Source organism: Bradyrhizobium sp. SEMIA, assembly GCF_014844175.1.
GTDB lineage: Bacteria > Pseudomonadota > Alphaproteobacteria > Rhizobiales > Xanthobacteraceae > Bradyrhizobium > Bradyrhizobium arachidis.
This window is the reverse complement of record NZ_CP046601.1, coordinates 2,882,382-2,893,501: the sequence shown is the minus strand read 5'-3', so window position 1 is coordinate 2,893,501 and position 11,120 is coordinate 2,882,382. Positions and strand designations below refer to the sequence as shown.

The window sequence follows — 11,120 nt, the reverse complement described above, 5'->3', positions numbered from 1 at the left end:
GATGAAAGGCCGTGACGAGATCGCACAAGCCTTGGCTGCATCGGGCTACATCGCCGATGCGGACCTCGCGACTGCGATCTCGCTGATGCAATTGCTGCGGCGTCCGCTGCTGCTCGAAGGCGAGGCGGGCGTCGGCAAGACCGAGGTGGCGAAGGCGCTGGCAAAGGTGCACGCGACCGAGCTGATCCGCCTGCAATGCTACGAAGGGCTCGATCAGTCTGCCGCACTTTACGAGTGGAACTACCAGCGCCAGCTGCTGGCGATCCAGGCCCATCGCGGCAGCGACAGCATCGAGGACCAGGTGTTCTCGGAAAAATACCTGCTGGAGCGCCCGCTGCTCGCCGCGATCCGCCGCGCCCAGGCGCCGGTGCTGCTGATCGACGAGATCGACCGTGCCGACGACGAGTTCGAGGCTTTCCTGCTCGAGCTTCTGTCCGACTTCCAGGTCTCGATCCCCGAGCTCGGCACCATCCCCGCCATCACGATCCCGCATGTCGTGCTGACCTCGAACGGCACGCGCGAACTGTCGGACGCGCTGCGTCGCCGCTGTCTCTACCACTACGTCGACTATCCTGACGTCGACCGCGAGACCCGCATCATCCTGGCGCGCGTCGCCGGTGCGAGCCCATCGCTCTCGCTCCAGATCGCACGCATGGTCGAGGGCGTGCGCAAGGAGGAGCTGCGCAAAGTCCCTGGTGTCGCGGAGACGCTGGACTGGGCCGCAGCCCTCGTCGGGCTCGACGTCCGCGACCTCCACGACGCGCCGGAGACCGTGCACGAAACGATGGTCTGCTTGCTCAAGACCCAGGAGGACCGTGCCCGTGTCACGGGCGAGGTCACGCAACGCCTGCTGGGGAAGGTTGCATGAGCTGCTGCGGCTCCAGTCCCGGCTATGACGACCTCGACGAGGTCTCCCGCTTCGTGTCCGCGAGGCTTGCCGCCTTCCTGCGCACGCTGCGCGACGCCGGCTTTCGCATCGGGCTGGCCGAAGGGCAGGATGCGGCGACGCTGATGTCAGCGGGATACGCGGCGCGACCCGGCCTGTTGCGTGCCGCGTTCAAGCATCTGTTCTCGGCGCGCAAGTCGGACTGGGAGAAGTTCGACGGGCTGTTCGATGCGTTCTGGCTGGGCAAGCGCGTGCGCTCGCGCTCCCGGACGATTGGTTCGACGCCGGGCATCAGTAATCCCTCGTTGAAGAGCCTGCAGGACAGGTCGGCGGAGCAGGGCGGCAGCCAATCCGTCACCGATCAGCTTCCCTCCTCCGACGATGCGCCGGAAGGCCGCTTCGGCGAGGGCCGCATGGAAGGTGCCTCGCGCGCGGACAATCTTGCCGAGGTCGATTTCAGGAAGCTCAGCGATCCCGATCAAGTCGCGCAAGCGCATGAGGCCGCAGCGCAGCTCGCCAAAGCGATGCGAACGCGCCTGACCCGGCGCGATCTGGCGCGACGACGCGGTTACCGGTTCGACCTCCGGCGCACCATCCATCGCAACATCAGCCACGGCGGGGTGCCGATCAGCCTCGTCAAGCGTCGGCGCAAGGACAAGCCGCTGCGGCTGGTCGTGCTGCTCGATGCCTCGGGCTCGATGAGCATGTACACGTCAGTGTTCCTGCGCTTCATCCACGGTGTGCTCGACCAGTTCCGCGAGGCCGAGGCGTTCCTGTTCCACACGCGGCTCGCTCATGTCTCCGACGCGATGAAGGAGAAGGACGCCGGCCGCGCGCTCGACCGGCTCTCGATCATGGCGCAGGGCGCCGGCGGCGGCACCAGGATCGGCGAGTCCCTGCAGACCTTCAACCGCTGGCACGCTGCCCGCGTGATCCATTCGCGCAGCTGCGTGATGATCGTCTCCGACGGCTACGAGACCGGCGACGCTGCCTTGCTCGGACGAGAAATGGCAGCGCTGCACCGGCGATGCCGCCGCATCGTCTGGCTCAACCCGATGATGGCCTGGGAGGGCTATGCGCCCGAGGCGCGCGGCATCAAGGCGGCCCTGCCGCATGTCGATCTCTATGCCCCCGCCAATTCGCTGAACAGCCTGCGTGCGCTCGAGCCTTATCTGGCAAAACTCTGAGGGATGTTGCGATGACCGCCCCTATCGAAGTGCTGGATCTCGTCGCGCAGATGAAGGCCGCGGAGCGTGCCTTCGTGCTCGCGACGGTGGTGCGGACGGTGTCGGTGACCGCGGCGAAGGCTGGCGCCAAGGCGATCATTGCGGCCGACGGCACCATCGTCGCGGGTTGGATCGGCGGCGGCTGTGCCAGGGGCGCGGTGCTGAAGGCGGCCCGCGAGGCGCTCGCCGACGGCGTGCCTCGCATGGTCTCGGTGCAGCCCGAAAACCTGCTGGCCGAGCTCGGCGTCAGCGCCGGCGAGAGCCGCGACGGCATCCGCTTTGCCAGCAATATGTGCCCGAGCAAGGGCACCATGGACATCTTCGTGGAGCCGGTGCTGCCGCATCCCTCGCTGGTCATTCTCGGTGCAAGCCCCGTAGCGCTGTCTCTTGCGGCGCAGGCGCGCGTGCTTGGCTATCACGTCACGCTCGCGGCGCCTGCTGCGGAGCTCGCGGCGCCGCCGGATGCCGATGCGATCATCGACGGCTACCAGCTCGGCGAGCTCAACGATGCCAAACGCTTCGTCGTGGTCTCGACGCAGGGCAAGGGTGATGAAGCGGCGCTCCGCGCGGCGGTCGCGACCAAAGCCGACTATCACGCCTTCGTCGGTAGCCGTCGCAAGATGGCTTCGCTGCGCGCAAAACTCGTTGCCGAAGGCGCCAGCGCCGCTGCGATCGATGACTTCAAGGCGCCTGCCGGGCTCGATCTCGGCGCCATCACGCCGGAGGAGATCGCCATGTCGATCCTCGCCGAGATCACCAGGGAACGGCGGCGCGGCCAGCGCGCCAGTCAAGCAGCAACCAGAGAGTGACCGATCATGCAGATGAACGACAGCCAGCGTATTCCTGCCTCGCGTGAACAGGTGTGGGCGGCGCTGAACGATCCTGCTGTGCTGAAGCAGTGCATTCCCGGCTGCCAGTCGCTCGAGGTGACCGCGCCGAACGAGATGACGGCGACGGTGGTGTTCAAGGTCGGTCCGGTGAAAGCGACCTTCAGCGGCAAGGTGACGCTGTCCGATCTCGATCCGCCCAACGCCTATCGCATCTCGGGCGAGGGCTCCGGCGGCGTCGCCGGTTTTGCCAAGGGCGGCGCGGTGGTGCGGCTGGAATCCGAGAGCGCCGAGGTCACGGTGCTGCACTACGAGGTCGACGCGCAGATCGGCGGCAAGCTCGCCCAGCTAGGGGCGCGGCTGATCAACTCGACCGCGACGAAGCTCGCCGGGGAGTTCTTCAAGTCGTTTGCCGAGGTAGTGAGCGCGAAGGCCGAGGCAGGCTAGCTCTCGTAGGGTGGGCAAAGCGCAAGCGTGCCCACGATCTCATCCCTATGCGCCTTTGCCCACCCTACGATTTCGCCGCCAGCGGTGAGAGCCGAAAACGATCAGTCGAACAGGCTCGACACCGACTCTTCCGCCGCGGTGCGCGCGATGGCGTCGGAGATCAGGCTGCCGATCGGCAGCGTGCGGATGTTCGGCGCCTTGGTCACCGCGTCGGTCGGCAGGATCGAGTCGGTGATCACGAGCTCCTTCAGCTTGGAGCCCGCGATGCGGGCGGCCGCGCCGCCGGAGAGCACGCCATGGGTGATGTAGGCGTAGACGTCCTTGGCACCCTTGGCGATCAGCGCGTCGGCCGCGTTCACCAGCGTGCCGCCGGAATCGACGATGTCGTCGACGAGGATACAGGTGTAGCCGGCGACGTCGCCGATCACGTTCATGACCTCGGATTCGCCCGGACGCTCACGGCGCTTGTCGACGATGGCGAGCGGGGTGTTGATGCGCTTGGCGAGGCCGCGCGCGCGGGCCACGCCGCCGACGTCGGGCGAGATCACCATCACCTTGGAGAGATCGAACTTCTCCTTGATGTCGCGCACCATCAGCGGCGCCGCGTAGAGATTGTCGGTCGGGATGTCGAAGAAGCCCTGGATCTGGCCGGCATGGAGGTCGAGCGTCATGACGCGGTCGACGCCGGCCTGCGTGATCAGATTGGCGACGAGCTTTGCCGAGATCGGCGTGCGCGAACCCGACTTGCGGTCCTGCCTTGCGTAGCCGAAATAGGGCAGCACCGCGGTGATGCGGCGCGCCGAGGAACGGCGCAGCGCGTCGGTGATGATCAAGAGCTCCATCAGATGGTCGTTGGCCGGGAACGAGGTCGACTGGATGATGAAGGCATCCGAGCCGCGGACGTTCTCCTGGATCTCGACGAAGATCTCCATGTCGGCGAAGCGCCGGACCACCGCCTTGGTCAGCGGCAGGTCGAGGCCCTGCGCGATGGCCTGGGCGAGAGCCGGATTGGAGTTGCCGGCGACAAGCTTGATGGAGCCGTTCTTGGCCGACATGGACGCTTCCTCCCGCGCTTTGCTGGATACGACGTTCAACATCAGAGAATACCCACTGGGAGCACGGTTACGACGAGCGAGCAAATATCAGGCCGAAGCGTGCAATGGCAACCCGGGATGCTACGTTTTCCCTTCGAAAATCCTGAGTCGGGCCAACGGCTTGGCGGCAAACTGAGCCCGTGGTTTAGCGGGGGTTATTGCGCGGCATAGCCGAGCGCCGAGACCGGCATCTCAGGCGCGGCGCGGCCGGAACGGCGCTCGCCACCGCTGGTCCCCGCAAGCCGGGAGCGGCGCCCGGGGCATCCGGCGTCCCGTTGATCATGTTGGAAAGTCCGCTGAATCCGGCCTGGGCGATCTTCCGCAGCACGAGGTCGTCGGCCGCAGTCCAAGGATCGCGGGTCGCATCGCGGCCGCCCTTGGCGGAGGTAGGTTCCTCGCCGGAGAGGCGCAGCGCCCGCTGCTGGTTGGCGTCGTAGACGTCCCAGACCCAGGCGATCACGGTCTTGCCGCGGACGACCTGGGCGGAGAGGTAGCTGCGCACACGGTAGGCGGCCGTCCCCTCGCGGGAGACCACGGACAGGCTGCGCAGCTTGGATTCGCTGTCGAGCACGCCGACCATGCGGTCGAAAACCTGTGGCGGCGGCCCGTCGATCGATTCGAAGGCCACCGTCGCTCCTGACCCGGTGCTCGGCGCCATCGCGTAGGAGTTGGCCGCACTGCCGCCGCCACCGGCGCAGCCGCCAAGCGCGGTCGCCGCTGCCAGCAGCATGACCGCCAGCACGCGCGAACCCGCGCGGCCCAAGATGAATGACGCATCCCTCATTATGGAGGGCAGCGATATCGTTAAAATGCATTAACGTCTAGGGCAGAGGCGACACAGACCACTGTCGTCGCGCCTGTCCACCGTCATTCCGGGGCGATGCGCAAGCATCGAACCCGGAATCTCGAGATTCTCAGGTGCGCAATTGCGCACCATAGTTCTCGCTACGCGAGCCCCGGAATGACAGGGTTGCCCTTGTGTTCACCCCTCCAGCGCGATCGCGTGGATGTGGCGGCCGTAATCCGGCTCCTTGCGATGCACCGAGCGGCGGTAGCTGAAGAAGCGCTCATCGGCGTAGGTGTCGAGGCCGAGATCGTCGATCATCAGGATGCCGGCAGCTTCGAGCCGCTTGCGGATGAAGCCAGCGAGATCGAACATCGCGTGTCCCTCGCGCACCGAGGGGATGAAGAACATGGCATTGTCCGCATCGGCCTCGATGAAGCGCGCCACGAACTCGTTGCCGACCTCGTAGCTCTCCTGCCGGATCAAGGGGCCGATCGCGGCGATGATGCCGCTGCGCGTGGCACCGAGTTTTTCCATCGCCGAGATCGTTGCTTCCAGCACGCCGGTGAGCGCGCCCTTCCAGCCGGCATGCGCGCCGCCGATGACGCGCGCGTTTGGATCGACGAACAGCACCGGCCCGCAATCGGCGGTGGAGACGCCGAGCGCGATGCCGGGCGTGTTCGTCACCAGCGCGTCGCCCTTCGGGCGCGGCCCGCTCGGCCACGGAAGTTCGGCAACGCGCACGTCGGGCGAATGGATCTGGTGCAGGCTGAGGAAGCGCTCCGGCGCGACGCCGACATGCTCGGCCATGCGGCGGCGGTTCTCCGCGACGAGGGCCTGATCGTCGTTGGAGCCGAGCCCGCCGTTCAACGCGGAATAGATGCCGCTGGAGACGCCGCCCTCGCGGGTGAAGAAGGCGTGGCGCAGGCCGGGCACCGCCGACAGCAGCGACGAAGTGAGAGTCATCAATTGCCTCCGGCCTGCTCGAGATCGCTGAGGCCGGCAATGCCCGACAGCCGAGGCTCGGAGATGCCTAGCACCTTGAACATCGAGCCCATGCCGCTGCGTCCGGTATCAGTGAGGCGCTTCAGCGCCACGGAAATGTCGGTGGCGACTTCCGGCGTCGCCTTCTGCATCAGGGCGGCGGCGCGGGTGTCGATGCCGACGCGCTTGAGGAAGTCGCCCTGCGTCACCGGACCGTGGACGCGCGCGCCGACGTCTTCCGCCGCACGCGCTAGCGCCTGGAAGTCGACATGGGCGGTGACGTCGGCCTGTCCCGGCGCCTTCAAGGGATCGGTGAAGGTGTGGCGCGCGATCGCCTGGAAGGTGTCGCCGGCATCGCTGCGCAGATGGCCGTAGTCGATGATCAGTGCCGCCCCGTCCTGGTCGCGCACGCGCGTCGCAAGCTTCATGATCTCGGCATCCGGCCGCCATTCGAACACCGCGCCGACGGGGGCGGCGCGCACCAGCGGCGGCAGCAGCACGTCGAAGCGCGGCGTCGGCTCGGCCGCCGCGCCGAATTGAAGCTTGCCGTTGGGATCGAGCTCGATCACGCGCTCGTGCCAGCCGTTCTCGTAGCGAACCATCTGGTGGATCGGCAGCACGTCGAAATATTCGTTGGCGAGGATGATGCTCGGCCCCTCCGGCACGTCGTCGATGCTGTCGTGCCATTCGATGTTGCGCACGCCTTGCAGCGTTGCACTTTGCCGATCGCGCAGCACGGGATTGACCTCGACCATGTGGACATGGAGAGCCTGGTAGAGCGGCGGCAGCACGCGCAGCGCACGGAGCGCATCCGCCATCATGGTGCCGCGGCCGGGGCCGAGCTCGATCAGCCGCAGGAATTGCGGGGAGCCCATCTGCTTCCATACCGAGGCGGTCCACAGGCCCAAGAGCTCGCCGAACATCTGGCTGACCTCCGGGGAGGTGGTGAAGTCGCCTTCACGTCCGAGCGGGTCACGCGAGACGTAGTAGCCGTAGCGCGGATGCATCAGGCACAGTTCCATGTACCGCCAGACCGGCATCGGGCCCGAGGATTTGATCAGCGCCTTGATCTCGTTGAGGAGCGGCTGGTCGGTCACGGCGTGCTTTCTCGAAATGAATTAACGAACGACCTTGATCGGCCCCGGCGCACCGCGCCTGATTGCCCATACAATAAGTATGCCCCCGACAATAAGCATCGGGATCGACAACAGCATGCCCATGGTTAACCCGCCCCAGAGGAACCCGAGCTGGACGTCCGGCTCGCGGAAGTGCTCGCCGGCGATCCGGGTCAGGCCATAGATCAGGATGAAGGCGCCGAGGATCATGCCGGGTCGCTTCAGGGCACCGCAGCGGATCATGATCGCGAGCACGGTGAAGAGCAGGATGCCCTCCATGCCGGCTTCGTAGAGCTGGCTTGGATGGCGTGGCAGCTGGGTGGGATCGTTCGGGAAGATCATCGCCCAGGGCAGGCTGGGATCGGTGGCGCGGCCCCACAATTCGCCATTGATGAAATTGGCGATGCGCCCGAGCAGGAGTCCGATCGGGGCGACGGCGGTGGTGATGTCGCCGAGCGACAGGATCGAGACGTGGTTGCGATAGGCGAACCACATCACCGCGATGACGCAGCCGAGAAAGCCGCCATGGAACGACATGCCGCCCTCCCACAACCGGATGATCGCGGCGGGGTGCTCCATGAAGAAGGGCAGATTGTAGAACAGCACATAGCCGGTGCGGCCGCCGAGGATGATGCCGAGCGTGACCCACAGGATGAAGTCGTCGATCTGCGCCAGCGAGATCGGCGCCGGCCCGCCCCACAGGCGCTCGTTCTTCAGCAGCGAGCGCGCATAGAGCCAGCCGAACACGATGCCGCAGATATAGGCCAGCGCATACCAGCGGATCGCGAACGGGCCGATCTCGATCGCGATCGGCTTGAAGGCGGGGAAGTCGATCAGCAGAAAGGGCATCAGGCCTTCTATGTCTAGACAAGATTGCGGCGATAGAGCGCCAGCAGGCGCTCCCAATGCCGCTCGGCGGCGTCGCGGTCGTAGACCGGGCGCTTGGGAAAGGCAAAACCGTGATGCGTGCCGGGATAGATCTCGACCTCGGCCTTCGTGCCGTTCTTGGCGCCGCTCATGCCCTGCCTGACCTTTTCGATGACCTCCATGGGCGCATAGATGTCGGTCTCGGCGCAGGCGAAATAGAGTTCGGCCCTGGTCTTGCTTGCTGCAAGATGCGGGCTGTCGTCCTGGTCGGTTGCGAGATGGGTGCCGTAGATCGAGGCGGCGGCCTTGACCGATCGGGGAAGTGCGTGGCGGCGTTGACCGCGTAGCGGCCGCTCATGCAATAGCCGACGGTGCCGACGATTTTCGTGTTCGCTGCGGCCTGGCCCTCGGCGTAGGTGAGCAGGGCGCGGGTGTCGTCCATGATCATGGGAATGGTGAGCGAGCCCATCAGGGCGAACATGCGCTTGCGCTCGGGCGCGTTCGGATCGGCCGGCAGCGCGCCGAGCTCCATCACGCCGGAGCGGTAATAGAGGTTCGGCAGCATCACGTAATAGCCGGAGGTCGCGAGCCGGCGTGCCATGTCACGCAGCTCCTCGCGGATCGCCGGCGCGTCCATGTAGAACAGGATGACCGGAAACGGCCCGCCACGTTCGGGATGGGTGATGAAGGTTGCGGTGTGGCCGTCCTTGGTCGGGATCGCGATCTGCTGGTCGATCATCTGTTCGATCCTTTCTTGCACCTTCTGATTCTTCTTATGCCGGGACGTTGAATACGATTGCAAGGAAACCGGGGCATGACAAGGATACCGCCGCTTCGCCCTTGAACCATCAGGTGCGGATTGCCATTGTCTTTCCGAGCGTTCGCGCAAAGTTTATCGGAAGACCGCCAGGAGACCGACATGACCCAGACCAGCAACCGGTTTTTCGACGAGATCGGCCGCCTGATGAACGACGCCGCCGGTGCGGCCCAGGGCGTCAAGCGCGAGTTCGACACGGTGATGCGCACGCAGGCCGAAAAATTCCTGCGCGACATGGACCTCGTCAAGCGCGAGGAGTTCGAGGCGGTCAAGGACATGGCGCGCCTCGCCCGCGAGGAGAACGAGGCCCTGAAGGCGCGGATCGCGGCGCTGGAGGCCAAGCTGGGGGGATAGGTATTGTCGTTCCGGGGCGCGACGAAGTCGCGAACCCTGGTGCGCGATTGCGCACCAGGGAACCTCGAGATTCCGGGTTCGGTCGCTGCCGCGACCGCCCCGGAATGACAGCTGATCCGGTCCCTTCCGGTCGCCCATTCTCCTTGTCATTTCCGCATCTTCCGGGTAAAAGCCCGCCACGTCCGCGGCCCCCGCACCCCTGGAGGCTTGCTGCGGACTATGCCATGGGCCGCGCTGCGGCCCATTAACTTTTGCAAAAACAAGGACTTAACGACATGGCGACGACCGTCAAGGAATTGAAGGCGACCGCACGTCCGAAGAGCGGCAAGGGGGCCGCCCGGGCTGAGCGTCGCGCCGGGCGAGTGCCCGGAGTGATCTATGGTGACAACCAGCCCCCGCTGACGATCTCGATTGCAGATCGTGAACTGCGCCAGCGCATCCTCGCCGGCCGGTTCCTGACCACGCTGGTCGACATCGACCTCGACGGCAAGAAGCACCGCGTGATTCCGCGCGACTATCATCTTGATCCGGTCAAGGACTTCCCGATCCATGTCGACTTCATGCGTCTCGGCGAAGGCGCCACCATCCGCATCAGCGTGCCCCTGCACGTGGTGAAGGCGGAAGGCTCCCCGGGCGTGAAGCGCGGCGGCACCGTCAACATCGTCGCCCATGCGATCGAGCTCGAATGCGGCGTCGAGAGCATTCCGCAGTACATCGAGGCCGACGTCGGCTCGCTCGAAATCGGTCACTCGCTGCATCTGTCGGACGTCAAGCTGCCGGCCGGCGTCAAGGCGCTGACCCGCGAGGACGCGACCCTCGTCACCATCGTGCCGCCGTCCGGCTACGCCGAAGAGCAGAAGGCCGCGGCTGCGGCTGCTGCTGGTGGCGCGGCTCCGGCTGCGGGCGCTGCTGCTCCGGCGGCTGGCGCGGCTGCTGCTCCGGCGGCTGGTGCTGCTGCTCCGGCGGCTGCCAAGGCTCCCGCCGGCGGCGACAAGAAGAAGTAATCTCTCAAAGCTGGCGCGCGGTCTCTGGCCGCGCGCCGAGCGAGGGGCGCGCCGCGTCATGCGACTCTTTGTTGGGCTCGGCAATCCCGGCGCGAAATACGCACGTAACCGGCACAATATCGGCTTCATGGCCGTCGACGAGATCGCGCGGCGTCATGGTTTTTCACCATGGCGCCGTCGTTTTCAGGGCGAGACCTCGGAAGGTGCGCTCGGCACTGAGCGCGTGATCCTGCTCAAGCCCACGACCTACATGAACGATTCCGGCCGCAGCGTTCAGGAGGCCGCGAGCTTCTTCAAGATCGCGCCGGGCGACGTCACCGTGTTTCACGACGAGCTGGAGCTGCCACCGGGCAAGGTGCGGGTGAAGATCGGCGGCGGCATCGCCGGCCACAACGGCCTGCGCTCGATCTCCGCCCATATCGGCAACGACTATCGCCGGGTGCGGCTCGGAATCGGTCATCCCGGCGTCAAGGAAATGGTGCACGGCCACGTGCTGTCGGACTTCGCCAAGGCCGACAACGACTGGGTGACGACGCTCTGCGACGCGGTCGCCGAGCACGCCGCACTGATCGCCAAGGGCACGGATGCGACCTTCGCCAACAGGGTGCATCTCGCCATGCAGGCGAAGGGATTTTTGACCAAGGACGAGAACGGCAAGGAATGACACTTGTCATCGCCGGACTTGATCCGGCGATCCATCCCTTCGAAGACGATG

Annotated in this window: 11 protein-coding genes and 2 pseudogenes; 7 read left to right on the top strand and 6 right to left on the bottom strand. The window is 65.9% G+C overall.

All coding sequences use genetic code 11. From position 1 onward, the window contains the following. The first annotated feature begins 1 nt into the window (after window position 1). Genes FOM02_RS14140 through FOM02_RS14125 form a run of 4 tightly spaced genes read left to right on the top strand, consistent with a single transcriptional unit; the run spans window position 2 to window position 3,386 of the window. Window positions 2-868 (top strand): AAA family ATPase, encoded by an 867-nt coding sequence (locus FOM02_RS14140; protein WP_027563025.1) that lies wholly within the window; start codon window positions 2-4, stop codon window positions 866-868. Further along, window positions 865-2,073: a vWA domain-containing protein gene (locus tag FOM02_RS14135; RefSeq protein ID WP_027563024.1), complete on the top strand. Its 1,209-nt coding sequence runs from the start codon at window positions 865-867 to the stop codon at window positions 2,071-2,073. Before FOM02_RS14140 ends, FOM02_RS14135 begins: the two co-directional genes overlap by 4 nt. An 11-nt stretch (window positions 2,074-2,084) precedes the next feature. Beyond that, window positions 2,085-2,921, top strand: coding sequence for an XdhC family protein (locus tag FOM02_RS14130; RefSeq protein WP_027563023.1), 837 nt, complete (start codon window positions 2,085-2,087; stop codon window positions 2,919-2,921). Window positions 2,922-2,927: 6 nt separating this feature from the next. Continuing rightward, entirely contained in the window at window positions 2,928-3,386 is a 459-nt protein-coding gene (locus FOM02_RS14125; RefSeq protein ID WP_027563022.1) for an SRPBCC family protein, read from the top strand. A gap of 101 nt (window positions 3,387-3,487) precedes the next feature. On the opposite strand, the gene FOM02_RS14120 is transcribed toward FOM02_RS14125, so the two are convergent. The 6 genes and pseudogenes from FOM02_RS14120 to FOM02_RS14095 all read right to left on the bottom strand — a co-directional run bounded on the left by FOM02_RS14120 (window position 3,488) and on the right by FOM02_RS14095 (window position 8,969). Next, on the bottom strand, window positions 3,488-4,441 hold the full coding sequence (locus tag FOM02_RS14120) for a ribose-phosphate pyrophosphokinase (RefSeq protein ID WP_167380762.1): 954 nt from the start codon (window positions 4,439-4,441) through the stop codon (window positions 3,488-3,490). Window positions 4,442-4,635: 194 nt separating this feature from the next. Beyond that, window positions 4,636-5,264 (bottom strand): annotated as a pseudogene (locus FOM02_RS14115) (hypothetical protein). 198 nt (window positions 5,265-5,462) lie between these two features. Continuing rightward, entirely contained in the window at window positions 5,463-6,230 is a 768-nt protein-coding gene (gene pgeF, locus FOM02_RS14110; RefSeq protein WP_027563019.1) for a peptidoglycan editing factor PgeF, read from the bottom strand. Further along, window positions 6,230-7,345 carry a class I SAM-dependent methyltransferase gene (locus tag FOM02_RS14105; RefSeq protein ID WP_027563018.1) on the bottom strand — a complete coding sequence of 372 codons (1,116 nt, stop codon included), beginning with the start codon at window positions 7,343-7,345 and terminating at the stop codon, window positions 6,230-6,232. The genes pgeF and FOM02_RS14105 overlap by 1 nt, the downstream gene beginning before the upstream one ends. 21 nt (window positions 7,346-7,366) lie before the next feature. Beyond that, window positions 7,367-8,212 (bottom strand): prolipoprotein diacylglyceryl transferase, encoded by an 846-nt coding sequence (gene lgt, locus FOM02_RS14100; protein WP_027563017.1) that lies wholly within the window; start codon window positions 8,210-8,212, stop codon window positions 7,367-7,369. 14 nt (window positions 8,213-8,226) lie between these two features. Then, window positions 8,227-8,969, bottom strand: a pseudogene (locus FOM02_RS14095) (dienelactone hydrolase family protein). Window positions 8,970-9,149: 180 nt separating this feature from the next. Here FOM02_RS14095 and FOM02_RS14090 point away from each other — a divergent pair. The 3 genes from FOM02_RS14090 (at window position 9,150) to pth (ending at window position 11,069) form a co-directional block, all read left to right on the top strand. Continuing rightward, a complete protein-coding gene (locus FOM02_RS14090; RefSeq protein WP_018648337.1) occupies window positions 9,150-9,401 on the top strand; it encodes an accessory factor UbiK family protein in 252 nt (83 codons plus the stop codon). A gap of 275 nt (window positions 9,402-9,676) precedes the next feature. Further along, window positions 9,677-10,405, top strand: coding sequence for a 50S ribosomal protein L25/general stress protein Ctc (locus tag FOM02_RS14085; protein ID WP_265441840.1), 729 nt, complete (start codon window positions 9,677-9,679; stop codon window positions 10,403-10,405). 58 nt (window positions 10,406-10,463) lie between these two features. Next, window positions 10,464-11,069 (top strand): aminoacyl-tRNA hydrolase, encoded by a 606-nt coding sequence (gene pth, locus FOM02_RS14080; RefSeq protein WP_027563014.1) that lies wholly within the window; start codon window positions 10,464-10,466, stop codon window positions 11,067-11,069. Window positions 11,070-11,120 lie beyond the last annotated feature (51 nt).

Bases quoted from the DNA above. Each gene is read 5' to 3' on its own strand.
- FOM02_RS14140 (WP_027563025.1), top strand. From the start codon at position 2: ATGAAAGGCCGTGACGAGATCGCACAAGCCTTGGCTGCATCGGGCTAC.
- FOM02_RS14135 (WP_027563024.1), top strand. From the start codon at position 865: ATGAGCTGCTGCGGCTCCAGTCCCGGCTATGACGACCTCGACGAGGTC.
- FOM02_RS14130 (WP_027563023.1), top strand. From the start codon at position 2,085: ATGACCGCCCCTATCGAAGTGCTGGATCTCGTCGCGCAGATGAAGGCC.
- FOM02_RS14125 (WP_027563022.1), top strand. From the start codon at position 2,928: ATGCAGATGAACGACAGCCAGCGTATTCCTGCCTCGCGTGAACAGGTG.
- FOM02_RS14120 (WP_167380762.1), bottom strand. From the start codon at position 4,441: ATGTCGGCCAAGAACGGCTCCATCAAGCTTGTCGCCGGCAACTCCAAT.
- pgeF (WP_027563019.1), bottom strand. From the start codon at position 6,230: ATGACTCTCACTTCGTCGCTGCTGTCGGCGGTGCCCGGCCTGCGCCAC.
- lgt (WP_027563017.1), bottom strand. From the start codon at position 8,212: ATGCCCTTTCTGCTGATCGACTTCCCCGCCTTCAAGCCGATCGCGATC.
- FOM02_RS14090 (WP_018648337.1), top strand. From the start codon at position 9,150: ATGACCCAGACCAGCAACCGGTTTTTCGACGAGATCGGCCGCCTGATG.
- FOM02_RS14085 (WP_265441840.1), top strand. From the start codon at position 9,677: ATGGCGACGACCGTCAAGGAATTGAAGGCGACCGCACGTCCGAAGAGC.
- pth (WP_027563014.1), top strand. From the start codon at position 10,464: ATGCGACTCTTTGTTGGGCTCGGCAATCCCGGCGCGAAATACGCACGT.